Source organism: Corynebacterium mastitidis DSM 44356, assembly GCF_000375365.1.
In the GTDB taxonomy this organism is placed as follows: domain Bacteria; phylum Actinomycetota; class Actinomycetes; order Mycobacteriales; family Mycobacteriaceae; genus Corynebacterium; species Corynebacterium mastitidis.
The window spans coordinates 16603-39122 of sequence record NZ_AQXB01000004.1 but is presented as its reverse complement, the minus strand read 5'-3'; the positions used below and the strand labels follow the sequence as shown (position 1 = coordinate 39122).

The following is a 22520-nucleotide window of genomic DNA, read 5'->3' as shown; positions in this document are numbered from 1 at the left end:
GTAGCGGGGGCTGCTCGCTGCCACATCACACGCGGTGCGCGTACCCGGCGAGGGGCCTACAACAAAGTAGGTGTTCGATGTATGTATGGAGTATCGCGCCCCGCGGGCACACGGCCGACGGCGCGCAGAAGTCCAGCGTTTAACTGTACCCACCTCGCCCATCGGAGCCAAATCCCCCTAGTGTGGATGCCCATGAGCACCCGCACCCCGCGCGTTTCCGCCCTCCACCTCTCCCCCGACGCCGCCGGGAGCCTCCGCGCCGAGCGCCGCGCGGCCGACGTCCTGGCCGAGGAGGTCCTCACCCTGCGGCTCGATGGCCGCCGATCCTTCCTCATTCCCCGCACGCCCGGGCACGACGTGGAGCTGGCCCACGGCTTCCTCTACGCCCAGGGCCTGATCCGCGACGCCGCGCAGGTTCGCGAGGCCCGCTACTGCGCCGGGGCGCAGGGGCCGGAGGGGTGCAACAGCTACAACGTGCTGGACCTGCGCTCTACCCGCCCCACCGCCAGCGCCCCCGTCCCCGCCGCGCCGCAGGGTGCGGGGGCGGCAACCATCCCCGAGCCAGCCCTGCGCGCGCTCCTTGGCCTCCTGCCCGCGCTCCCCTCGGGCGGCATGCTCCGCGCCGCGATCCTCTCCCCGGAGCATGAGGGCGGGCCCCGCCTCCTGCTGTCCCGGGAGGACGCGCACGCCGCCAACGCCCTGGACAAGGCGGTGGGCGCCCTGCTGCTTCAGCGCCGCGTGCCCGCCACGGGGCTCCACCTCACCCTGAGCTGCCCGCCCACGCTCGACCTCGCGCGCCGCGCCTCGCGGGCGGGCCTCAGCGGCGTGTTCTCCCCCGCCCCGCCCACCGCCGCCGCGGTGGAGCACGCCCGCGCCCACGGGCTCCTCCTCGCGCGGGCGGGCGGGACCCCGCAGCGGCGGCCCGTGGTGCTCTACTCGGGCGCGCCCTCCGGCGGGGCATAGAAAAAAGGGCGGCCCCGGTCCACCCGGGGCCGCCCTGCGCGCGGGCCCTCCGCCCGCCGTGGGGTCCTAGTGCAGGATGCTCTGGTCGCCCGCCGGGATGCTGCCGCAGGTGCTGGGGGCGGGCTTGCCCTCGAAGCGCTCCCGCATCCACTTAGCCGCGTTCACGTACCAGGTGATGCCGCCGGTCACGTGCGGCACGGGGTGCTCCTCGTACTGCACGGGCACGCCCGCGGCGCAGTACTTGTTCGCCAGGGCGCGGGAGTCGTCGGCCACCATCACGCCGTCGCCCGCCTTGCCGATGCCGCGCTGGAGGTCCACCGTGCCGATGGCCTCGCCGCCCACGCCCTGCGTGTAGTAGAAGGGGACGGTCGGGTCCGGGCCGATGCCCATGTTCACCTTGCGCACCACGTCCACCAGCTCCGGGATCGAAGCCGGGTCGCGGTACTCCGGCTTGACCAGGGACTCCCAGGTCAGCCCCGGCGCGGAGCCCACGACCTCGGCGATGGAGGCGTTCTCCACGCGCTTGAGCATCATCTGGCCGAAGTCGTTGAAGTACTTGGCCAGGTCCACCCCGTAGGCGCGGGAGAGCCCCACCACGGCCATGAGCTGGATGGGCGCCCAGTAGGCGGAGCCGCTGACGTAGCCGATGTTGTTGATCGGGTTGACCAGCACGCCGCCGGTGGCCGCGCCCACGAGGTTGTCGTTGATCTCCGGGGCGTAGGTGGGGGCGAGCTGCGCCGCCCAGTTGGTGGCGATCGCCCCGCCGGAGTAGCCGAACAGGCCCACGGGGGCGTCGGCGGACAGGCCGGTGTCCGGCACGGCCAGCGCGGCGCGGATGCCGTCCAGGGCGGTGGTGCCGTACTCCGGGCCCGCCACGAAGTTGGCGCTCTGCCCCTCGATGTCCGCGAAGGCCACGGCGTAGCCCTGGGCCAGGAAGGCCACGACCTCGGCGGCCTCGGCGGCGCCGTAGCCCATCGTCCCCATCGAGATGTCGCCCGCGACCGCGCGCGAGGGAGCGTGGTTGGGGTCCAGGGAGTCGTAGATGGAGTGCATGGACACGAGCTTGCCGTTGCTCGGGGCGGTGGGCGCGAGCACGGAGGTGATGCCGTGGGTCTTGTTGCCCTGGGCGTCGGTGGTCACGTAGCGGATCTGGGTGACGTCCACCGGGGTGGGCAGGCCCAGGGCGTGGTAGGGCAGGTGGCGCACGCCGAGCACCTCGCCGGGGTTGCGCCCGGAGAGGTCCTCGTGGTTTTCAAAGAAGCTGCGGTCGCTCTGCACCACGGAGGAGCCGCCCAGCGGGGCGCCCTCGTGCGACCCCTCCACGGAGGGAAGGGCCACCGCGGGTGCCGCCGGGAGCGCCACCGTCACTGCGGTGAGGAAAGCAAGCAGGCGAGTGCTTTTCACGTTTACCATCCAATCTTTTTCCACGCGTGTACCGGCTATCGCCGAGGCCCCGATCCATCAGGGGAAATTCAGGTGAAGTATAGCCAGGAGATATTTTCTCCAGAAATCATAACAAATTCTTGTTGCGCATGTTACTTGTGTGACTAGTGGGATGTAACGGACCCACGCCGACCCCTCCCCGAAAGGACAGACATGACCCAACCGATCCTCCCCAAGGCCGAGGCCGCCGCCCTGATCGACGCCCGGCGCATCCGCACGGGCACCGCCTGGGCGGACCTGGCCCGGCTTATCGATGCCCCCGTGGTATGGACCACCGCCGCGCTCCTCGGGCAGCACCCGCTGGGCGCCGAGCAGGCCGAGGCGATCGCGCGCCACCTCGGATTCGAGGGCGCCGAGCGCGCCGCCCTGGTGGAGTCCCTGCGCGCGCAGCCCACGCGCGGCGGCGACCCGGCCGCGAAGAACGACCCCACCATCTATCGCCTCCACGAGGCGCTGTCCGTCTACGGGCCCGCGCTCAAGGCGCTCATCCACGAGGAGTTTGGCGACGGCATCATGAGCGCCATCAACTTCCAGGTGGACCTGCGCCGCCGCCCGGACCCGGACGGGGACCGCGTGGTCATCACCCTCGACGGCAAGTTCCTGGACTACCGCTGGTAATCCCCTCCCCCAGATACGGCAAAGGACCCCGGCGCGAGCCGGGGTCCTGCAACGCTCAAGAGCGAGTGCTAGGCCTCCTTGGCCTGCATCTTGCCCTCGCCGTCCTTGAACGGGAAGCCCAGGAGGCGCAGGAGGGAGCGACCCTCCTCGTTGTTCGTGGCGGTGGTCACCACGGTGATGTCCATGCCGCGCGGACGGTCAACCTTGTCCACGTCGATCTCGTAGAACATCGTCTGCTCGGTCAGGCCGAAGGTGTAGTTGCCGTGGCCGTCGAACTGTGTGTCGGAGAGACCCCGGAAGTCGCGGATACGCGGCAGCGCCACGGTCAGCAGGCGATCCAGGAACTCCCACATGCGGTCGCCGCGCAGGGTCACCTTGGCGCCGATGGGCATGCCCTCGCGCAGCTTGAAGTTGGCGATGGACTTGCGGGCGCGGCGGATCTGCGGCTTCTGGCCCGTGATCAGGGTCAGGTCCTCGATGGCGCCGTTGATGAGCTTGGAGTCGCGGGCGGCGTCGCCCACACCCATGTTCACCACGATCTTGGTCAGACCGGGGATCTGCATGACGTTCTCGTACTCATACTTCTCGTTGAGCTTGGCGCGGATCTCTTCGCGGTAGACGGTCTTGAGCCGCGGGGTGTAGTTCTCGCTCATTAGATGTCCTTCCCGTTGCTACGCGCGATGCGGACCTTCTTGCCGTCCTCGTCGAAGCGGTAGCCGACGCGGGTGGGCTTGCCCTCGGAGTCGAGCACCATCACGTTGGAGACGTGGATGGGGGCCTCCTGGGTGACGATGCCGCCGGACTCGGCGCCGCGCTCCGGGGCGGAGTTCGCCACGTGCTTCTTGATGCGGTTCACGCCCTCGACGAGCACCTTGTCATTCTTCGGGAAGGCCTGAATGACCTTGCCCTGCGCGCCCTTGTCGGGCCCGGAGATCACCTGGACCATATCGCCCTTGCGGATCTTCACCTAGATCACCTCCGGTGCCAACGACACAATCTTCATGAACTTCTTCTCGCGCAGCTCGCGGGCCACCGGCCCGAAGATGCGGGTGCCGCGCGGCTCGCCATCGTTCTTGATGAGCACGGCGGCGTTCTCGTCGAACGCGATGTAGGAGCCGTCCGGGCGACGGGTCTCCTTCTTGGTGCGCACGATCACGGCCTTCACCACTTCACCGGCCTTCACGTTGCCGCCGGGGGTGGCCTCCTTGACAGTGGCGACGATGGTGTCGCCAATGCCAGCAAAACGTCGGGTGGAGCCGCCGAGCACGCGGATGCACAGGATCTCCCGGGCACCGGTGTTGTCGGCGACCTTCAGACGCGATTCTTGCTGAATCACTACTGGTCTCCTGACCTGGTTTCATGTGCGCCAGATTTCCGCCCTGCGCGCACGCGGTCTACGTACATATCGCGCCATGCACTCCGCCTGCTCCGGCGGGCGACGAACCATGTGGTCGAAGGGTCTCGGCGAGGGGGCTCGGAACGCACCCCCAGGCCGACCTGCATACGCAACCTGCACATTAAAACACCAGCGCGGCGGCGGAATCAAATCCGCGTCACGCCTGCTTCTCGGCCACCCGGGGGTCCACGGTGAGCAGGCGGTCCCCGTGCTCCACCTCGGCGGGCAGGGCCAGCGCCGGGTTCACGGCCCCGGTGCGCTTGGAGTTGGACACCACCACCGGGGTGGTCAGCTCGTAGCCCGCCTCGCGGATCGCCGCCATATCGAACTCGCAGAGCAGATCCCCGGCGCGCACCTCGTCCCCCTTGGCCCTGTGCGGGGTGAAGTGCTGCCCCTTGAGGTTCACCGTGTCAAAGCCGATGTGCATGAGCACGTCCACCGGCTTGCCGTCGGCGTCCTGGCCGCGCACCGCGAAGGCGTGCCCGGAGGGGAAGGCCACCACGACCTTGCCGTCCACGGGGCTGTACAGCGCGCCCACGGTCGGCTCCACCGCGGCGCCCGCGCCGAGCTTGCCCGCCGCAAACATGGGATCGCTGACCTCGGAGAGCGCCACCGCCCGCCCGGTCAGGGGGGCCACCAGGTCGATGGCGCCCTCCGCCGCCCGGGGAGCCGGATCGACACCGGCCCCGGTTCCCCCCGCCGCAGGAGCGGCGGCAGCCCCCGCGCCCGCGGCGTCCGGGTCTATCGAGCCGCGCTGGCGCACCAGGTAGCGGCCGTAGAACCAGGCGGCGGCGAAGGCCAGCGCAAACACGAGCACAGCGCAGAGCAGGAACTGGCCCCAGTCGTTGCGGCGGATGGAGACCACGCCGATGAATCCCGCTGCGCCCAGCGCGGTGGCCTTGACGTCGAGCAGCGCCACGAGGGCGCCGCCCACCGCGGCCGCGCCCAGGCCCACGAAGAACGGCCAGCGCAGGCGCAGGTTCACGCCGAACACGGCGGGCTCGGTGATGCCGAACAGGGAGGACACGCCGGTGGCACCGGCGAGCCCCTTGAGCTTTTCGCCGCGCGCGAGCGTGTAGACCGCGAGGGTGACCGCGCCCTGGGCGATGTTGGCCATGGAGGCGATGGGGAAGATGAAGGAGCCGCCCTCCGCCCAGAGCTGCATCTCGAAGGGTGGGAAGGACTGGTGCAGGCCCGTGATCACGATGGGCGTGTACACCAGGCCGAAGAGGAAGCCTCCCACCGGCCCGGCGAACTCGTAGCCGGAGGAGAGCCCGGCCCCGAGGGCGTCGCCCAACCAGCGCATGGCCGGGCCCACGGCCACGAAGGTGGCAAAGCCGGTGAGAAGCAGCGAGAGCAGCGGGGTGAGCAGGAAGTCCGCCGTGCCGCTGAGCCGCTTGTGCAGGAACTTCTCGATGGTAGCCAGGAGGTAGGAGACCACCAGCACCGGCAGCACCGTGCCCTGGTACCCGGCCTGGGCTACCTGGAGGCCAAAGACGTCCCAGTACGTCATCGTGCCGTTGGAGACGGTCTCCGCAACCTCGTAGCCGCTGACCAGGGAGGGCATGACCATCGCCATGCCCATGCCCGCGCCCAGGAACTCGTTGCCGCCGAAGCGCTTGGTGGCGGTGAAGCCCACCAGGATCGGCAGGAAGGCGAAGGGGGCGCTGGCCAGGAGGTTCACCAGCTCCGCGAAGCCCTGAAGCTGCGGCACGCTGTCCACCAGGGCGGTGCTCGCGGGGTCGCTGGTGTCCTTGGCGGTGAGCACGTTGTACAGGGCCATGAGCAGGCCGCCGCCCACCAGGATGGGAATGAGCGGCACGAAGATGTCCGCCAGCGCCTTCACCGCGCGGGTAAACCAGTTGCCGCCCCGGGTGGCCACGTCCTTGAGCTCCTCGGTGCTCACGGCGATGGACTTGGAGGTCAGCGAGTCCAGCTCCGCGAACACCGTGTCCACGTCGCCGGGGCCCACGATGATCTGGAACATGCCCCCGGAGCTGAAGGTGCCCTTGAGGTCGGGGTCCTCGTCCAGGGCGGCCGTGTCCACGCGGCCCTCGTCCTTGAGCACCATGCGCAGGCGGGTGGCGCAGTGCGCCGCCGCGACGATGTTGTCCTCGCCGCCCACCGCGTTGAGCACGCGCCCGGCGACCTTGTGGTGGTCCATGTGTGTTCCTCTCGATTGTCAGGAAAACGTTGTGTTAGCTCATAACCTCGGGCCGCGCCCAGTCCCCGTCGGGGTAGGCCTGCAGGCTGGCGGTCGCCGCGCCGTCGGCGGCGTAGATCTCCACCGCCGCGCCGTCGAGGAGCACCGTCAGCTCCCCCGGCCCGGCGCGGAAGGTGCGGGTGTCCGCCGCGTTGCCGTCGCCCCGGTCCAGCCCGCGCACCGCACCGCCCAGGCGGCTGACGCTCAGCGCCCCCGCCTGGGCGTCGTAGCCCAGCCGCACCACCTCGGCGCCGGTGGCGTCGCGCAGGGCGATCCGCGCGTCGCGGTCGCCCAGGCGGGTGGTCCACGCGGCCCCCTGCGGCGCCAGCGGCTCCTGGTAGAGGCGCCCGCCGCGCAGGGTCACCCGGCGCGGCACGGTGAGCATGTGCACCCAGCCGTCGCGGGCGGTGGGGGTGTCGTCCCGGCCGGGCATGCCCATCCAGGCGAGCATGATCGCCTCTCCCCCGGTACTCCCCGGGGCGGCGATGAGCTGCGGCGCGTAGAACTCGTGGCCGTAGTCCAGCTCGCTAAAGCCCCGGGTAACCTCCAGGGTGGTGCCGCGCAGGTGCCCCACCAGGTAGCCACAGCGGTCGGGGTCCGCCAGGTGGGTGAGAAAGACGTCGGGGTTTTCCGGCAGCATCTCCTCGACCTCGTCGAGGCCCTGGGGGCAGATCACCAGGACGTCGTACTCCCGGCCGTCCTCCTGATCCACCATGCGCAGCAGGTTCGGGCACTCCCACATGTAGCCCTCGGGGATCATCAGGGGGCTCTCGCCCTCGCGGGCGCCAGGGGCGACCACGCAGCTCAGCTCGCCCTCGAGGTCCCAGGAGCGCAGGTCATCGGAGGCATAGAGCACGGCGGTGCCGGTGGCGTCGGCGCGCTGGGCGCCCAGGATCATCCGCCAGGCGCCCTCGCGCTCGGGGTGGGGGGTGATGTGGGGGTCGCGGTAGTGCCCGGTGTATCCCGGGGCGGGGCCGTCGATCAGCGGGTTGGCGGGGTCGCGCCGGTAGGACTCCGGGTTGCCCGGCTCGCCGCTAAACCGCACGCGGTTTTGCGAGGGGACGCGGCGGCCGCCCTCCTTGAGGTTCCCGGTGTAGAAAAGCTCCACCCCGCCCCCGGGCAGCGGCACGGCGCAGCCGGAGTAGCAGCCGTGGCGGTCGTAGGGCTCCACCGGCTCCAGCACGCTCCGGCCCTCCTGCGGGCGCCAGGCGCGCTCGCCACCGGTGGGGATCCGCGCGTAGCCCCAGCCGGTGCGCTTGGGGGTCTCGGGGAACACCGGGTCATACTGGTAGTGGACGTGCAGCGCGCCGTCGCTCAGGAACACCCCGTTGGGGTCGTTGAGCCGGCCGCGCCGGGGGGCGATGTGATAGGCGGGACGAAGATGTGGACTCGTCATATCCCTGAGTCTATCCGAGAATATGTCTGTTGCTGACCGATTACTTCCGTATATTGGTTCCGTATCCTCCCGTTAGCCTTGTTCCCCGAGAAAAGCCAGGAGCCCGACCATGATTAGCGTGTACGGCGAGGGGCTCATCGACCTCGTCCCCCAGCCCGATTCCGCCGCCGACCCGGCGCTCGCCGCCCTGCGCCCCGCCCTCGGAGGCGGCCCCTACAACGTCGCCGTGGCCGCCGCGCGCCAGGGGGCGTCCGTGAACTTCCACTCCCGCCTCTCCACCGACGCCTTCGGCCAGGCCCTCGCGGACCGCCTGCGCGCCGAGGGCGTGGGCACCGCGCACCTGCAGCGCGGCCCGGAGCCCACCACCCTGGCGGTCAGCGCCCTCGACGCCTCCGGGCAGGCCACCTTCCGCTTCTACAACGAGGGCACCGCGGATCGCCTGGTGGCACCGGAGGCCGCGCCCGCCGACGTCGCCTGCTTCGGCACCTGCTCGCTGGCCTGGGAGCCCGGCGCGGGCCGCTACGCCGAGGTGCTGCGCTCCCTCTCCGCCCGAGGCACGCTCATCGCGCTCGACCCCAACATCCGCCCCTCCTTCGCCACCGAGGCGCACCGCGAGTTCCTGCTCTCGCTGCTGCCACACGTCACCGTGCTCAAGCTCTCCGAGGAGGAGGTGGAGTTCTTCGGCGGGGAGGACGCGCTCGCCGCCCCCGTGGTCGTCACCACCTGCGGCGGCGAGGGCCTGCGCGTGCGCACCGCCGCCCTGGAGCTGCGCGTGTCCTCCCCCAGGGTGAGCGTGGTGGACACCATCGGCGCGGGCGATACCGTGATGGGCACCCTGTTGCGGCTTATCGACGCCGCCGGGCTCGGCCCCGCCGAGGTCGCGGGGCTGGGCGAGGAATCCTGGCGCGAGATGCTTCAGACCTGCGCCGCCGCGGCGGCGATCACCTGCTCCCGGGCGGGCGCGCAGCCGCCCACCCTGGCGGAGCTGGGATAAGCCGGGCAGGCCTCCCCGCGACGCGACGAGGGCCCTCCCGGAACCGCGAGACGGTCGTCGCGCGGTTCCGGGAGGGCCTTTGCTTAAGGAAGGCCGCCGGGCTAGTCGGCCTTCTTGATCACCACCTCCACGTGGCGCTCGCGCGGGGCGGAGCCGTAGTTCTGCCGCCCCACCGGCTCCCACGTCATCGAGGAGCCGCAGCGCACCCGCTGGCTGGTGTAGTCATCCATGATGAAGCCCCAGGCCAGGGTGCCCTTTTCCCCAGGAAGAAGATCGTAGGGGCCGAGGTTTTGGCCCAGGGACCAGAACATCTCGCGGTTGTACTCCCAGTCGTACTTCTTCTTGATCTCGTCGGTGAGCTTCACCGTGAGGGAGGCGGACCACGTCCACTTTTTCTTCTTGGTCTCCTTGAGCGTCTGCTGCAGGGGAATCACGCCGTCGGTGTCGTTGAAGGAGGACTGCTGCCCCTCCACGTCAAAGTGCGTGTCCTTGAGCACCACGTACTCGCGCACCTGCCCGCGCTGCACGCACCGGCTTCCCGGCTCCGGGCCGCGCTCCTTCTCCTTCAGCCGGGGCACCGGGGCCCAGCTCTCCGGGGTGCGCCCCACGGAGAAGTCCTCGGCGGCCAGCGCCGCCGGGGCCACGCCCGCCAGCAGCGACGCCGAGGCCACCAGAGAGGCCACCGCCGTTACCGTCTTGCCCACGCGCATGGGGATCACGCCTTTCCGTTAATCGTCTGCGAGCCGGGGCCGCCGTCGCCGCCCTTGCCCCACTTGTCCTGCACCGGCACGTAGTTCTGGGTGTAATCGCCCTCGGCGGTGGTGCGGTGCCACACCACAAAGCGGGTGCTCGGCCCCTTGCCGTGGTACGTGCCAAAGTACGGCTCGGTGCGCCACAGGTGCGTCTTCTTGTCGCAGGTGCGCACGCGGCCGATGAACTCCTTCATGTGCACGCCGTAGTCCGCGCGCACGGTCTCGCCCGGCTTCACCTTGATGGGGCCCAGCTTGTCGCCCACCGCCCACTCGGAGGTCTCCACCACGCCGTAGCGGCTCTTGAGTCCCTTGAGGAACACGTCCCAGGTGTTGCCGCTGCTCATCGCCTTGACCGACTCGTTGACCCCCTCGGTGACCTCCAGGGAGTAGCTGATCTCGCGATCCGTCGTATTCGTAAACGAGGTGGTCCCGTTGTAGCGGTCCCACTCGTCCACGATCCACTGCTCCCAGGGGTGGCGCTTGCCGTCCGTGACGGGGTTGCAGCTATCGGTGTTCACAAAGGTGGAACGGTGCTCGTTTTGATCCGGGGAGATCTTCTCCGCCGCGGCGGCGGTGCCCCCGCACATGGTGCTTAAGGCCACGCCCAGGCCACAGGCCGCCGTGATCAGCTTCTTCTTCATCTCCGTGTTCTCCCTACTCCCGCGTGCTCGCCGGGGCGATTAGGCGTCGTTGGAGCGCATGGACACCTTGACGTGGCGCTCCTTGGGGATGGTGCCGTGGAAGGGGCGGCCCTCGTTGACCCAGGTGCCGCCGGAGCAGCGGATGTGGGTGCCCTCGAAGGTCTGGTTGAGGAAGCCGTACTCCAGCACGCCGGTGTAGCCAGGCTTGACCGGGTACGGGCCGAGCGTCTGGCCCACCTCCCAGGTCTGGGAGGACTGGTATCCCGCGTTGAAGGTCACGTGGAAGAGCTTGAGCAGGTCGAAGTCGATGGAGCCGCCCACGTTCCAGGACTTGGTCTTGCCCTCCTTGAGGGTCTGCGTCAGCGGCAGGTTCTCGTCGTTGTAGTTGGCCACGGTGGCCGTGCCCTCCACCTCGAAGCTGCTGGAGGTGATCTTCAGGGACTGCCCGCGCTGCCCCTCAATGGAGCAGGACTCGCCCACCTTGCCCGGCACGACCTTCTGGGCGGCCGAGGCGGCGGGGGCACCGGCGATCACGCCGGCGGTGAGGGCCGTGGCGGCCAGGGTGGAGATGATCTTAGAGCGCATGACGTGGCCTTTCTTTCAGTGTTACGGGCGAGAAAAGCAGGGGTTCGCCCGGTGTGCGCCGCCGCCTTCGGCCTCCCACGTCGGCCTTTCGCGTCAACATCGCACCTTGGAACTGCCTGCAAAGAACTTACGGGTGCAGTATAAAACCCTAAAACACATCTTTAATAGGGGAGAAAGTTCACAGGGGTAGCGTAGTTTTTCTCACACGCGCAAAAATACATAGTGGCACTTTCGGATAAACGGACCGCATGCTGCGCGTTTCCCCGCCGTTTACCCACATCGCGGCCCCGCCCGATCCACATAAAAGATACTTTCGTTCACACCCGTTACACCCCTCCCCTGTGCCCCACCCCGCCTCACCTCCCCAGCGCCCCGCCACAGCGCCCCGCCACAGCGCCCCGCCACAGCGCCCCGCCACAGCGCCCCGCCACAGCGCCCGGAAGCCTGCGCCCGATGCAAGGCTCCGCCGCGCCTCTCAACGCCCCTCTCCTCCCCAAGACCCGGGCTAAAAAAGGAGCAAGGCCCCTCCCTGCCTTAATCGGCCGGGAGGGGCCTTAACATTCTTCTACCCGAAGAACCCGAGCTGGCCTACTTGGCCTTCTCGATGATCTCCACGAGGCGGAAGTGCTTGTCCTTGGACAGCGGTCGCGTCTCCGCGATGCGCACGAGGTCGCCCACGCCGGCGTCCTCGTTCTCATCGTGCACCTTCACCTTGGAGTTGGTGCGCATGATCTTGCCGTACAGGGCGTGGCGCTTGCGGTCCTCGAGCTCCACCACGATGGTCTTCTGCATCTTGTCAGAAACCACGTAGCCGGTGCGGACCTTCTGCGCGCCCTTTTCCTTCTTGGTCACGTTTGCCTCACTCATAATTAAGCCTCAGCTCCCGGGACGACGGACAGGCCAAGCTCGCGCTCGCGGATGACGGTATAGATGCGGGCGATGTCGCGCTTGACCGTCCGCAGCCGGCGGTTGTTGGTCAACTGGCCGGTAGCCATCTGGAAGCGCAGGTTGAACAGCTCCTCCTTGGACTCGGCCAGACGGGTCTCAAGTTCCTCCACGGAAAGCTCGCGGAACTCGTGTGCGGGGGTACCGGTAGCCATTAGAACTGGTCCTCCTTAGAGATGATGCGAACCTTGCAGGGCAGCTTCTGACCGGCACGGCGCAGCGCCTCCACGGCGGTGGCCTTGTCCGGGTAGCTCATCTCGAAGAGAACGCGGCCCGGCTTGACGTTAGCCACCCACTTCTCAACGGGGCCCTTACCGGAACCCATACGCACGCCGAGCGGCTTCTGGGTCAGCGGGCGGTCCGGGAAGATGTTGATCCAGACCTTGCCGCCGCGCTTGACGTGGCGGTTGATGGCGATACGCGCCGCCTCGATCTGGCGGTTGGTGATGTACGCCGGCTCGAGGGCCTGGATGGCGTAGTCACCGAAGTTGATGCGGTTGCCGCCCTTGGACACACCGCGACGCGTGGGGCGGTGCTGGCGACGGTACTTCACGCGCTTAGGAATAAGCATTGCGTTTAGCCCTCCTGCTTCTTCTCAGCGCGGTTACGGCGCTGGCCGCCGCGGCGCGGACGACCGGCGCGGTCACCACGGCCGCGACGCTCGGACGGTGCGTTCAGCTCGCTCTCGCGGCGCCCGCCGACCACGTCGCCCTTGTAGATCCAGACCTTCACGCCGATGCGGCCGAAGGTGGTGTGCGCCTCGTGCACGCCGTACTCGATCTCCGCGCGCAGCGTGTGCAGCGGAACGCGGCCCTCGTGGTAGCGCTCGGTGCGGGACATCTCGGCGCCGCCGAGACGGCCGGAGCACTGCACCTTGATACCCTTGACCTGGGGCTGACGCATGGCGGACTGGATGGCCTTGCGCATCGCGCGGCGGAAGGCCACGCGGTTGGCAAGCTGATCCGCCACGTTCTGCGCCACGAGCTGGGCGTTGGCGTCAACGTTCTTGACCTCAAGGATGTTGAGGGCCACCTGCTTGCCGGTGAGCTTCTCCAGGGACCGCCGGATGCGGTCGGCCTCGGAGCCGCGACGGCCGATGACGATGCCCGGGCGGGCGGTGTGGATGTCCACGCGGACGCGGTCGCGGGTGCGCTCGATCACGACGTCGGCGATGCCGGCGCGCTCGATTCCCTTAGACAGGAACTCGCGGATCTTGATGTCCTCGGCGACGTAGTCCTTGTACTGCTTGTCGGCGTACCAGTGGGACTTCCAATCGGAAGTGATTCCCAGCCGGAGGCCGTGGGGGTGAATCTTCTGGCCCACTACTTGGCCCCTTCCTTCTGGCTCTCGACAACCACGGTGATGTGGCTGGTGCGCTTGCGGATCTGGTAGGCGCGACCCTGGGCGCGCGGCTGGAAGCGACGCATGGTGGGGCCCTCGTCGGCGTAAGCCTCGGAGATCACCAGCGTGCGCGGGTCCAGACCAAAGTTGTTCTCAGCGTTCGCTGCGGCCGAGGCCACGACCTTGGCCACCGGCTTGGCCGCGCCCTGCGGGGCGTACTTAAGAATGGCCAGGGCCTCGGACACGGACTTGCCGCGAACGAGGTCGATCACGCGGCGAGCCTTCATCGGAGTGACGCGAACGTAGCGCGCGGTGGCGCGTGCGGAGGTGATGGTCTCACTCATCGCTTATCGACGTCCCTTCTTGTCGTCCTTGACGTGACCCTTGAAGGTCTTGGTGGGCGCGAACTCGCCCAGCTTGTGTCCGACCATGGAATCGTCGATGAACACCGGCACGTGCTTGCGGCCGTCGTGGACGGCGAAGGTGTGGCCGATGAAGTCCGGCAGGATGGTGGACCGACGGGACCAGGTCTTGATGACCTGCTTGGTGCCCTTCTCGTTCTGAGCATCCACCTTGTTGAGGAGGTGCTCATCGACGAACGGGCCCTTCTTCAGGCTGCGTGGCATTGTGACTTACCTCCTCTTAGCGCTTCTTGTTGGACCGGCGGCGACGCACGATCATGTTGTTGGAGTAACGGTTCGGGTTGCGGGTGCGGCCTTCCTTCTGGCCCCACGGCGACACCGGGTGGCGGCCACCCGAGGTCTTACCCTCACCACCACCGTGCGGGTGGTCAACCGGGTTCATCACCACACCACGGACGGTCGGGCGCACGCCCTTCCAGCGCATGCGGCCGGCCTTGCCCCAGCGGATGTTGATCTGCTCGGCGTTGCCCACCTCGCCCACGCTGGCGCGGCAGCGGATGTCCACGCGGCGGATCTCGGAGGAGGGCATGCGCAGCACGGCGTACTTGCCCTCCTTACCCAGAAGCTGGATGGACGCACCGGCGGAGCGGGCGAGCTTGGCGCCCGCGCCCGGCTTCAGCTCCACGGCGTGGATGGTGGTACCGGTGGGGATGTTGCGCAGCGGCAGGTTGTTGCCCACCTTGATGTCCGCGTTCGGGCCGGCCTCGACCATCATGCCCTGCTTGAGGCCCTTGGGCGCCACGATGTAGCGCTTCTCGCCGTCCACGTAGTGGAGCAGGGCGATGTTGGCGGTGCGGTTCGGGTCGTACTCGATGTGAGCGACCTTGGCCGGGATGCCGTCCTTGTCGTTGCGGCGGAAATCGATCACGCGGTAGCGGCGCTTGTGGCCGCCGCCCTTGTGGCGCGTGGTGATGTGGCCGTGTACGTTACGGCCGCCGGTCTTGTGCAGCGGGCGCAGCAGGCTCTTTTCCGGCTTCGAGCGAGTGATCTCGTCGAAGGTGGAAACGGAGCTGAAGCGGCGACCCGGAGTTGTCGGCTTGTACTTGCGAATAGCCATAATGTGTCCTTACTTCCCGGCACCCTTAGGCGGCCGAACCGCCGAAGATGTCGATGGAGTCGCTGCCCTCGCGGAGGGTGACGTAGGCGCGCTTGGTGGCCTTGCGGCGGCCGAAGCCCGTGCGGCTGCGCTTGCGCTTGCCCTCACGGTTCACGGTGTTCACCGAAGCGACCTTGACGCCGAAGATCTCCTCCACGGCTTGCTTGATGTGGGTCTTGTTGGCGTCCGTGGCCACAAAGAACGTGTAGGTGTTCTGTTCCATGAGGCCGTAGGACTTCTCGGAGACGACCGGCGCGAGGATGATGTCGCGCGGGTTCGCGATCTTAGCCATTAGTTCTCCTCCTTCTCCGCAGCAGCGTCGCTGGAGCGGTTGATGAAGCTGTGCAGAGCCTCCACGGAGAACACAACGTCATCGGAGTTGAGCACGTCATACGTGTTGAGCTGCTCCGGGGTGAGGATGTGAACGTTGGGCAGGTTGTTGGCGCTGCGCTTGGCGTTCAGGTCCTCGCGCCCGATCACCAGCAGCACGCGCTTGCGATCGGTGAGGCGCTCGATGAAGGCGCGGGCGGCCTTCGTCGAGGGCTTCTGGCCCGGGACGAGCTCCTCGATGAGGTGAATGCGCTCGTTCGAGGCGCGGTTGGTCAGGGCGCCGCACAGGGCGGCGGCCTTCATCTTCTTGGGCGTGCGCTGCGAGTAGTCGCGCGGCTGCGGCCCGTGCACGGTGCCACCGCCGGTGAAGTGCGGCGCGCGGATCGAGCCCTGGCGGGCGCGGCCGGTGCCCTTCTGGCGGAACGGCTTCTTGCCGCCGCCGGAGACCATGCCACGCGTCTTGGTGGCGTGGGTGCCCTGGCGCTTGGCAGCAAGCTGCGCGGTGACAACCTGGTGCATCAGAGCCACGGAGGCCTCGCGGTCAAAGATCTCCGCCGGCAGCTCCACCTGGCCGTTGGTCTTGCCGTCCGCGGTGTGGACGTCCAACTTCAGAGTGCTCATGCCTATGCACCGCCCTTCACTGCGGTCTTAACGGTGACGATGCCGCCGCGGTTACCCGGGATCGCTCCCTTGATAAGCAGCAGGTTGGCATCGGCGTCCACCTTCTGAATCTTCAGGTTCTGGGTGGTCACGCGGTCGGAGCCCATGCGGCCCGCCATGCGCTTGCCCTTGAACACGCGGCCCGGCGTCGCGGCGCCGCCGATGCCACCCACGCGGCGGTGAGCGGCCTGGTTACCGTGGGCGGCACCCTGGCCGGCAAAGCCGTGGCGCTTCATGCCGCCGGCAAAGCCCTTGCCCTTGGTGATGCCGGTGACGTCAACGAACTCAACGTCGTTGAAGATCTCCACGGTCACGTCCTGGCCAACCTCGTAGCCGGAGACGTCGTCCATGCGGATCTCGGTCACGTGGCGGCGCGGGGTGACCCCGGCCTTCTTGTAGTGCCCCGCCTGCGGCTTGTTGACCTTGCGCGGGTCAATCTCGCCGTAGGCGATCTGGATGGCGTTGTAGCCATCGGTCTCGGTGGTACGGATCTGGGTGACCACGCACGGCCCGGCCTCCACGACCGTCACCGGGACAACCCGGTTCTGGTCATCAAAGACCTGGGTCATGCCGAGCTTGGTGCCCAGAATGCCCTTGATCTCGTTTTCACTCATTAGTTCTTCTCCGCCAAAGTTTGTCGTCGATCGTCGATCACTGGATGTTCACATCGACGCTGGCCGGAAGGTCGATGCGCATGAGGGCATCGACCGTCTTCGGCGTCGGGTCGAGAATGTCGATCAGGCGCTTGTGCGTGCGCATCTCGAAGTGCTCGCGAGAATCCTTGTACTTGTGGGGAGAACGAATAACGGCGTACACGTTCTTTTCGGTGGGCAGCGGCACGGGGCCGATGACGCGCGCACCCGTGCGGGTCACGGTCTCGACAATCTTGCGTGCCGACGCGTCGATCGCCTCATGGTCATAGGCCTTGAGCCGAATGCGGATCTTTTGTCCCGCCACGCTTATCCTCTTCCTCGCTCGTCCCACATCCACCGGGTCTCCCCGGCGCAGCGGTGGGAATTAGCTTCCTGATGTTCTCTATAACGTTGTCCCAGGCCCGGGGCCAGCAGGCGCAACGCCAGTTTCTTACTTGACCGCCATGACGTCACCGGTGATTCCGTACGGGCTTGCATAGCAAAGGCACCGCAGTTCACCAGCCGCTCGGGATCTGGTCAAGCCGTAAGGAACACAGGGCCTTCACGGGGAAAGCGTGGTCCTTGCGTACTGCCGCTGTTTATTTGCCATGCCCCTTCTCCGGTTTCCACTCTCGGGAATGCCGCGCCTGAATCCGGCCGACCTACCCCGATCCTGGAGCCTTCCTTGCGGCCTCCGCCCGGGGGCGGCTCCGCAAACAAAGGTGTCATGTTCGCCTCACCATCGGCGCGCCTCTCCCCGCCGCACTCGGAGCGCGGGCACGGAAAAACGACGCCGTGTTAAAGCAACCCTGGTATTAAACCACGCTCCCGGCCCTGATGCAAACTTCACTTTTCCCGGCCGTTTACCCTGCTGAGCAGGAGCGGAGTTGCTTTCCCCACCCATATTGATAGGCCAACCCCCTATTGCTCGCCCGGCATCGTCTATATACTAGCGGCCGTACCTTGCTGGCCATATCTATAAGAAGGAGCATCATGGCTGAGAAGAACACGAACACGGGTGCCAAGAACAACCAGGGCAACCCCAACAAGAACTCCTCCACGGAGGTGGCTCGCAACGATGCCCTGAGCACCGAGCATGGCCGCACCGTGATCGAGGACCAGGTGGTGGGCAAGATCGCCGGCCTGGCGGCCCGCGAGGTCTCCGGCGTCCACGCCCTCGGCGGCGGCGGCGCCCGCATGCTGGGCTCCATCCGCGAGTCCTTCGGCGCCTCGGAGAACGTGCAGCAGGGCGTGGACGTGGAGGTCGGCGAGAGCCAGGCCGCCGTGGACCTGTCCATCGTGGCCGAGTACGGCGTGGCCATCCACGAGCTGGCCGAGGCCATCCGCCGCAACATCATCAAGGCCATCGAGCGCATGACCGGCCTTGAGGTCACCGAGGTCAACGTGACCGTCACCGACGTCCACCTGGATGGCGACGACAACGAGGAGTCCAAGGAGCAGCCCTCCGAGGACGCCCCCCGCCGCGTCCAGTAGCGCCTCACCGTTTCACCACTGATCTCTCGCACGCCTAGGAGGCCCGCCCGTGTCCGTTACTGATCCCCTTCCCTACGAGGACGCCGAGGAGCTGGCGCGCACCCTGCGCTCCGTTCCCGGCGTGGCCGATCTTCACTCCGGGACCTTCGGGGAGGCCTCGCTGCTCTATCCGGGGCAGCGCGTGCGTGGTTTGCGGCTACGCGAAGGCTCCCGCCTCGAGGTTCACCTCGTGGCGGATCTGGACGCCACCGCTAATCTGCACCACCTGGCGGAGGAGGTGCGCCGCGTAGCCCACCGCGCCACGGGTTTTGCCGTGGACGTGGTGATCGCGGACGCCGCCTCCCCCGCCGCATAGGGCGCACCCCGCCCACCGGCCGCTTTTACACAGACGCTACTGAAATCGAGGAAGATTTCAATGAATAACATGACCCTCATCGGCATCGCTTTCGGCCTTGCCGTGGCCCTCGCCACCGCCTTCGGCGGCTTCGGCGGCTTCGTCGCCGCCCTGATCTTCGGCGCCCTCGGCGGCGTCGTCGGGGCGCAGATCGAGGGGCGCATCGACCTGCGCGCCTTCTGGGATAGCCTGACCTCCGGACGAGGTGGTAGGGGGTGAGCACCGGCGGCCGCATTTTCATCACGGAACGCGCCGTCTCCCGCATCGTCGCGGCCGCTGCCAGCTCCGTGCCCGGCACCACGCAGGTGGGTAAGACGCTCGACCGGATCGCCGCGCGGAGCTTTCCCCGCTACGACGTGCTGGTGGACGCCGATCGCGGCGTGGCCTCCATCGAGGCCCTCATCGCGGTGACCTGGCCCGCCCCGGTCACCCGCGTCGCGGAGGAGGTGCGCGCCACCATCACCGATTGGGTTACCGGCATGACCGGCCTGCGCGTCACCCACTGCAACATCGTGGTGGGCGCCGTGGTCAAGGGCCAGCAGCGGGTGACGGCGGAGCTTATCGACGCCGCCCCGGATCTCCCCTCCCTGCGCCCGGTGACGGTGCGCGAGCCGAAGGCCGTGCCCCCCGCCGCCATCGCGGAGGGCCCCAGCCGGGTGCGGTTGCGCCCGGTCACCGTGGCCTCCGAGGATCGGCCCGCCCCCGAGGTGGTCGTGGCCCCGGAGACCCCGCTGGCCCCCATCACCGTGGCCTCGGACGACCGCCCGGCCCCGGAGGTGCGCACCGCACCCGAACGCCCGTTGACCCCCGTCACGGTCACCCCGTGGCACCCGCTCAGCCCTGCGGCACAGGACAAGAAGGGAGAACGTCGTGTCCGATAAACGACGCCCCGGCTACGGCCAGGAGCCCAAGGCCTCCCCCGCCGCGCGCTGGGTATCCATCCTGCTCGGCCTCGGCTTCATCGGCCTCGCCGTGGTGGCGGGCCGCGAGCTGTGGCTGCACTACACCGAGGAGGCGGACACCCAGAGCTGGGTGCTGCCGCTCATCGACAACCTGGCGCAGGGGTCCTTCCAGCAGTGGATGATCCCGGCCTCCATCGTGGCCGCGCTGGTGGGCCTGGTGCTCGTCCTGGTGGCGCTCAAGCCGCGCTCGCGCGGCTACCTGCCCCTGGAGTCCGAGGTCTCCCTGTGGGCGCGCCCGGTGGACATCGCCCGGTACACCACGGCCACCGCCAAGCGCGTGCCGGGGATCACCGCGGCCTCCACCCGGGCCCGCAAGGGATCGGTGCGGCTGCACGCCACGGCCACCAGCGGCGATAGCACGGTGGAGCAGCGCGTGCACGAGAGCGTGCACCAGAACCTGGACCCCCTGGTGGGCAACACCATGAACCTGAAACTCAGCATCGATAACTCCGCCGGAGGTGAGCAGAAATGAGCCGTGCGCTCTCCGCTATTGACAGGATCATCCTGATCCTCCTCGGCCTGCTCTGCCTCGCCGGCGGGGCCTGGGGCATCGGCTCCTGGCTGCGGTTCGAGCCGGTGCAGCGCCTCACCGAGCGCCTCGACGCCTCCGTGCTCGACGGCGCGGAGGCCTCCCCCTGGTTCCTCGCGGCCCTGTGGGGCGTGATGATCCTGGGGGCCCTCCTGGGGCTGTGGTGGATCGCCGCCAACCTGCGCCGCCGGGGCTTCAACCGGCTGCGCTCCCAGGCGTCCAGCGCGCACGGGTCTATCGACATCAGCATGGCCCGTATGGCCTCCGCCGTGGACGAGTCCCTGGAGGACGTCACCGGCGTCACCCGGGTGCGCCACAAGGCCGCCATGGATCGTTCCCGGCCCACCATCGCCTGGACGATCCGCGCGGAGGCCACCACCGACCTGGTGGAGCTGCGCGGCGCCATCGAGCGCAACGAGGAGGATCTGCGCGCCGCCCTGCCGGGGATCGACGTGGACAGCGTGTACAAGATCAACCTCGCCCCGGTGGCCTCCTCCGCCTCCTAGAGGCGGTGGGCCCCGGCGATTAGCTGAGCGGGAGCAGGGCGTCAACGGCGCCCAGCTCCCGTTTTTCTGTGCCGTCGCGCAGCCGCAGCACCAGGGGCTCCCCGACGGCCCCGGATTCGATCCGCTCCCAGCGCAGGCGGGTGTGGCTCACGCTGCGCCGCTGCTTCTCGTAGAGGTGGATCGCGTGCCCGATCACCGCCAACCCGCCGCCATGAAGGCGGCAGGCGTAGGCGGCGTCCCCCAGGCTCCGTCGGCTCAGCCCGCCGAGGTCGCGCGGGCGGCCCGCCAGGGCGTCGATGGAGCGGATGACCCCCAGCCGGTGCGGGATGCCCTCCTCGTCCCCGAGGATCAGGGGCGCGCCCACGCGGCCGCTCAGCAGCTCCCCGTAGGTCCACCAGGTGGGTTGTCGGCGCGGATCGGGGTCCCGCACGATCACCGCGCGCTCCCCCGGGTGGATGCTCACCAGCTTCTCGGGGGCCGTGGTGCGCACGAGCACGGGCTCCTCGCCCACGGCCACGGGGTGCTCCCGCAGCAGCGCGCGCAGCTCCGCCGCCACCTGCTCGTCCTCCGCGCCCCAGCCGATGCCCCGGTTTTCGAGGATCCCCCACAGCTCCGAGAGCGCGAGGTCCGGCTGCGCCTCCCAGGCGTCGCGGAGGAGGTCGAGCAGCGGGGCGATCCTCGTGGGGTCCTTCATCGGGTGGGCGTCCTTTCCGGGGTCGGTGTTATCCCATGCGAAAGGGGCCGCCCCTCCGGGTGGAGGAGGCGGCCCCTGCGTGCGCCTATGCGCTCAGGCGGTCAAGTATTACTTGATCACCTTGGTCACGCGGCCGGCGCCCACGGTGCGGGAGCCCTCGCGGATGGCGAAGCGCAGGCCCTCGTCCATGGCGACGGGCTGGATCAGCTCGACGCGCATGTCCACGTTGTCGCCCGGCATGACCATCTCGGTGCCCTCGGGGAGGTGCACAACGCCGGTCACGTCGGTGGTGCGGAAGTAGAACTGCGGGCGGTAGTTGTCGAAGAACGGGGTGTGGCGGCCACCCTCGTCCTTGGACAGCACGTACACGGAGCCCTCGAACTCGGTGTGCGGGGTGTAGGCGCCCGGAGCGATGACGACCTGGCCGCGCTCCACGTCCTCGCGCTTGATGCCGCGAAGCAGCAGACCGCAGTTGTCGCCGGCCTCGGTGTAGTCCATCATCTTGCGGAACATCTCGATGCCCGTGACGGTGGTGTGCGTGGACTTCTCCTTGATGCCGATGATGTCGACATCCTCGTTCAGGTTCAGCTTGCCGCGCTCCACACGACCGGTGACCACGGTGCCGCGGCCGGTGATGGTGAAGATGTCCTCGATCGGCATCAGGAACGGCTTGTCGGTCTCGCGCTCCGGATCCGGGATGGAGTCGTCGCAGGCCTGCATGAGGTCCACGATGGACTGGGTCCACTTCTCGTCGCCCTCAAGAGCCTTCAGGGCGGAGATGTGAACGATCGGGGCCTCCTCGTCGAACTCCTGCTCGGCGAGCAGCTCGCGGATCTCCATCTCCACGAGCTCGATGATCTCCTCGTCATCCACCATGTCGCACTTGTTCAGGGCGACGAGGATGTAGGGCACGCCCACCTGACGGGCGAGCAGCACGTGCTCGCGGGTCTGCGGCATGGGGCCGTCGGTAGCGGCAACCACGAGGATAGCGCCGTCCATCTGGGCGGCACCCGTGATCATGTTCTTGATGTAGTCGGCGTGGCCCGGGGCGTCAACGTGAGCGTAGTGACGCTTCGGGGTGGAGTACTCGACGTGGGAGATGTTGATCGTAATGCCACGCTCCTTCTCCTCCGGCGCCTTGTCAATGGCGTCGAAGGCGAAGGCGGTGTTCTCATCCGGGTACTGGTCAGCCAGCACCTTGGTGATGGCGGCCGTGGTGGTGGTCTTACCGTGGTCCACGTGACCGATGGTACCGATGTTGACGTGCGGCTTTGTACGCTCGAACTTCGCCTTTGCCACTGTATGTCCTCCTGGACTTCATGGTGGCTACGACTCTCGCAGCCACATATTAACGGGAGCCACCTCCGCGCGGAGCGAGAGGGCTCGCGCAGGGCAGCATTTACACAACGTGCCAGTTACTTGATCCTAGATTTATGCGCACGGAATATCAAGCCAGATCCGCGCCCACAAACCGCATCGGGATGCGCCCCAGGGGCCGTAACGGCCGCCTGCGCACCCGCCCCG

Annotated in this window: 31 protein-coding genes; 9 read left to right on the top strand and 22 right to left on the bottom strand. The window is 68.2% G+C overall.

Annotation, left to right across the window (positions count from 1 at the left end):
* The first annotated feature begins 192 nt into the window (after positions 1–192).
* Positions 193–963, top strand: a complete 771-nt coding sequence (locus B140_RS0105530; protein WP_018118356.1) for a formate dehydrogenase accessory sulfurtransferase FdhD — start codon at positions 193–195, stop codon at positions 961–963.
* A gap of 66 nt (positions 964–1029) precedes the next feature.
* On the opposite strand, the gene B140_RS0105525 is transcribed toward B140_RS0105530, so the two are convergent.
* A complete protein-coding gene (locus B140_RS0105525; RefSeq protein WP_244874395.1) occupies positions 1030–2367 on the bottom strand; it encodes a lipase family protein in 1338 nt (445 codons plus the stop codon).
* A gap of 192 nt (positions 2368–2559) precedes the next feature.
* On the opposite strand from B140_RS0105525, the gene cynS reads away from it, so the two are divergent.
* Positions 2560–3024, top strand: coding sequence for a cyanase (gene cynS / locus B140_RS0105520; protein ID WP_018118354.1), 465 nt, complete (start codon positions 2560–2562; stop codon positions 3022–3024).
* A 68-nt stretch (positions 3025–3092) separates the two neighbouring features.
* Here the strand turns inward: cynS and rplE are convergent, their stop codons facing one another.
* The 5 genes from rplE to B140_RS12060 form a co-directional block, all read right to left on the bottom strand.
* Complete coding sequence (gene rplE / locus B140_RS0105515; protein WP_018118353.1) at positions 3093–3677, bottom strand: 50S ribosomal protein L5; 585 nt, start codon at positions 3675–3677, stop codon at positions 3093–3095.
* A complete protein-coding gene (gene rplX / locus B140_RS0105510; protein ID WP_018118352.1) occupies positions 3677–3991 on the bottom strand; it encodes a 50S ribosomal protein L24 in 315 nt (104 codons plus the stop codon). The genes rplE and rplX overlap by 1 nt, the downstream gene beginning before the upstream one ends.
* Positions 3992–4360 carry a 50S ribosomal protein L14 gene (gene rplN / locus B140_RS0105505; RefSeq protein WP_018118351.1) on the bottom strand — a complete coding sequence of 123 codons (369 nt, stop codon included), beginning with the start codon at positions 4358–4360 and terminating at the stop codon, positions 3992–3994. It lies immediately after the preceding gene.
* Positions 4361–4577: 217 nt separating this feature from the next.
* Positions 4578–6584 carry a sucrose-specific PTS transporter subunit IIBC gene (locus B140_RS0105500; RefSeq protein ID WP_018118350.1) on the bottom strand — a complete coding sequence of 669 codons (2007 nt, stop codon included), beginning with the start codon at positions 6582–6584 and terminating at the stop codon, positions 4578–4580.
* A 34-nt stretch (positions 6585–6618) separates the two neighbouring features.
* Positions 6619–8019 carry a glycoside hydrolase family 32 protein gene (locus B140_RS12060; RefSeq protein ID WP_018118349.1) on the bottom strand — a complete coding sequence of 467 codons (1401 nt, stop codon included), beginning with the start codon at positions 8017–8019 and terminating at the stop codon, positions 6619–6621.
* Between the two features lie 109 nt (positions 8020–8128).
* On the opposite strand from B140_RS12060, the gene B140_RS0105490 reads away from it, so the two are divergent.
* Positions 8129–9013 carry a carbohydrate kinase family protein gene (locus tag B140_RS0105490; RefSeq protein WP_018118348.1) on the top strand — a complete coding sequence of 295 codons (885 nt, stop codon included), beginning with the start codon at positions 8129–8131 and terminating at the stop codon, positions 9011–9013.
* Positions 9014–9114: 101 nt separating this feature from the next.
* Here B140_RS0105490 and B140_RS0105485 read toward each other — a convergent pair whose 3' ends face one another.
* The 14 genes from B140_RS0105485 to rpsJ all read right to left on the bottom strand — a co-directional run bounded on the left by B140_RS0105485 (position 9115) and on the right by rpsJ (position 16742).
* Positions 9115–9732 carry a hypothetical protein gene (locus tag B140_RS0105485; protein ID WP_018118347.1) on the bottom strand — a complete coding sequence of 206 codons (618 nt, stop codon included), beginning with the start codon at positions 9730–9732 and terminating at the stop codon, positions 9115–9117.
* Positions 9729–10406 (bottom strand): hypothetical protein, encoded by a 678-nt coding sequence (locus tag B140_RS0105480; protein ID WP_018118346.1) that lies wholly within the window; start codon positions 10404–10406, stop codon positions 9729–9731. The genes B140_RS0105485 and B140_RS0105480 overlap by 4 nt, the downstream gene beginning before the upstream one ends.
* A gap of 39 nt (positions 10407–10445) precedes the next feature.
* Positions 10446–10991 carry a hypothetical protein gene (locus B140_RS0105475; RefSeq protein ID WP_018118345.1) on the bottom strand — a complete coding sequence of 182 codons (546 nt, stop codon included), beginning with the start codon at positions 10989–10991 and terminating at the stop codon, positions 10446–10448.
* Positions 10992–11579: 588 nt separating this feature from the next.
* Complete coding sequence (gene rpsQ, locus B140_RS0105470; protein ID WP_026166028.1) at positions 11580–11858, bottom strand: 30S ribosomal protein S17; 279 nt, start codon at positions 11856–11858, stop codon at positions 11580–11582.
* Positions 11859–11860: 2 nt separating this feature from the next.
* Positions 11861–12091 (bottom strand): 50S ribosomal protein L29, encoded by a 231-nt coding sequence (gene rpmC / locus B140_RS0105465; RefSeq protein ID WP_018118343.1) that lies wholly within the window; start codon positions 12089–12091, stop codon positions 11861–11863.
* The gene (rplP, locus tag B140_RS0105460; protein ID WP_018118342.1) at positions 12091–12507 is read right to left on the bottom strand and encodes a 50S ribosomal protein L16; all 417 of its coding nucleotides are present in this window, start codon (positions 12505–12507) and stop codon (positions 12091–12093) included. The genes rpmC and rplP overlap by 1 nt, the downstream gene beginning before the upstream one ends.
* A 5-nt stretch (positions 12508–12512) precedes the next feature.
* Positions 12513–13259 carry a 30S ribosomal protein S3 gene (gene rpsC / locus B140_RS0105455; RefSeq protein ID WP_018118341.1) on the bottom strand — a complete coding sequence of 249 codons (747 nt, stop codon included), beginning with the start codon at positions 13257–13259 and terminating at the stop codon, positions 12513–12515.
* Positions 13259–13621 (bottom strand): 50S ribosomal protein L22, encoded by a 363-nt coding sequence (gene rplV, locus B140_RS0105450; RefSeq protein WP_018118340.1) that lies wholly within the window; start codon positions 13619–13621, stop codon positions 13259–13261. Before rplV ends, rpsC begins: the two co-directional genes overlap by 1 nt.
* Before the next feature lie 3 nt (positions 13622–13624).
* Positions 13625–13903 carry a 30S ribosomal protein S19 gene (rpsS, locus tag B140_RS0105445; RefSeq protein WP_018118339.1) on the bottom strand — a complete coding sequence of 93 codons (279 nt, stop codon included), beginning with the start codon at positions 13901–13903 and terminating at the stop codon, positions 13625–13627.
* A gap of 16 nt (positions 13904–13919) precedes the next feature.
* Positions 13920–14756: a 50S ribosomal protein L2 gene (gene rplB, locus B140_RS0105440; RefSeq protein ID WP_018118338.1), complete on the bottom strand. Its 837-nt coding sequence runs from the start codon at positions 14754–14756 to the stop codon at positions 13920–13922.
* Positions 14757–14781: 25 nt separating this feature from the next.
* Complete coding sequence (gene rplW / locus B140_RS0105435) at positions 14782–15087, bottom strand: 50S ribosomal protein L23 (RefSeq protein ID WP_018118337.1); 306 nt, start codon at positions 15085–15087, stop codon at positions 14782–14784.
* Positions 15087–15746, bottom strand: a complete 660-nt coding sequence (rplD, locus tag B140_RS0105430) for a 50S ribosomal protein L4 (RefSeq protein WP_026166027.1) — start codon at positions 15744–15746, stop codon at positions 15087–15089. The genes rplW and rplD overlap by 1 nt, the downstream gene beginning before the upstream one ends.
* Positions 15747–15748: 2 nt before the next feature.
* Positions 15749–16399 (bottom strand): 50S ribosomal protein L3, encoded by a 651-nt coding sequence (gene rplC, locus B140_RS0105425; RefSeq protein ID WP_018118335.1) that lies wholly within the window; start codon positions 16397–16399, stop codon positions 15749–15751.
* A 37-nt stretch (positions 16400–16436) separates the two neighbouring features.
* Positions 16437–16742: a 30S ribosomal protein S10 gene (rpsJ, locus tag B140_RS0105420; RefSeq protein WP_018118334.1), complete on the bottom strand. Its 306-nt coding sequence runs from the start codon at positions 16740–16742 to the stop codon at positions 16437–16439.
* Between the two features lie 668 nt (positions 16743–17410).
* Between rpsJ and B140_RS0105415 the strand changes: the two genes are divergently transcribed.
* The 6 genes from B140_RS0105415 to B140_RS0105390 are packed head-to-tail and all read left to right on the top strand — an operon-like array spanning position 17411 to position 20302.
* Entirely contained in the window at positions 17411–17911 is a 501-nt protein-coding gene (locus B140_RS0105415) for an Asp23/Gls24 family envelope stress response protein (protein ID WP_018118333.1), read from the top strand.
* A 49-nt stretch (positions 17912–17960) separates the two neighbouring features.
* Positions 17961–18266 (top strand): hypothetical protein, encoded by a 306-nt coding sequence (locus tag B140_RS12055; RefSeq protein ID WP_018118332.1) that lies wholly within the window; start codon positions 17961–17963, stop codon positions 18264–18266.
* A 60-nt stretch (positions 18267–18326) separates the two neighbouring features.
* Positions 18327–18524, top strand: coding sequence for a hypothetical protein (locus tag B140_RS0105405; protein ID WP_018118331.1), 198 nt, complete (start codon positions 18327–18329; stop codon positions 18522–18524).
* Complete coding sequence (locus B140_RS12955; RefSeq protein WP_018118330.1) at positions 18521–19186, top strand: Asp23/Gls24 family envelope stress response protein; 666 nt, start codon at positions 18521–18523, stop codon at positions 19184–19186. The genes B140_RS0105405 and B140_RS12955 overlap by 4 nt, the downstream gene beginning before the upstream one ends.
* Positions 19176–19739, top strand: coding sequence for a DUF6286 domain-containing protein (locus B140_RS12045; protein WP_018118329.1), 564 nt, complete (start codon positions 19176–19178; stop codon positions 19737–19739). Before B140_RS12955 ends, B140_RS12045 begins: the two co-directional genes overlap by 11 nt.
* Positions 19736–20302: a hypothetical protein gene (locus B140_RS0105390; RefSeq protein WP_018118328.1), complete on the top strand. Its 567-nt coding sequence runs from the start codon at positions 19736–19738 to the stop codon at positions 20300–20302. The genes B140_RS12045 and B140_RS0105390 overlap by 4 nt, the downstream gene beginning before the upstream one ends.
* Positions 20303–20321: 19 nt before the next feature.
* On the opposite strand, the gene B140_RS12040 is transcribed toward B140_RS0105390, so the two are convergent.
* On the bottom strand, positions 20322–20996 hold the full coding sequence (locus B140_RS12040) for a hypothetical protein (RefSeq protein ID WP_018118327.1): 675 nt from the start codon (positions 20994–20996) through the stop codon (positions 20322–20324).
* Positions 20997–21104: 108 nt separating this feature from the next.
* The gene (gene tuf, locus B140_RS0105380) at positions 21105–22295 is read right to left on the bottom strand and encodes an elongation factor Tu (protein ID WP_018118326.1); all 1191 of its coding nucleotides are present in this window, start codon (positions 22293–22295) and stop codon (positions 21105–21107) included.
* Positions 22296–22520 lie beyond the last annotated feature (225 nt).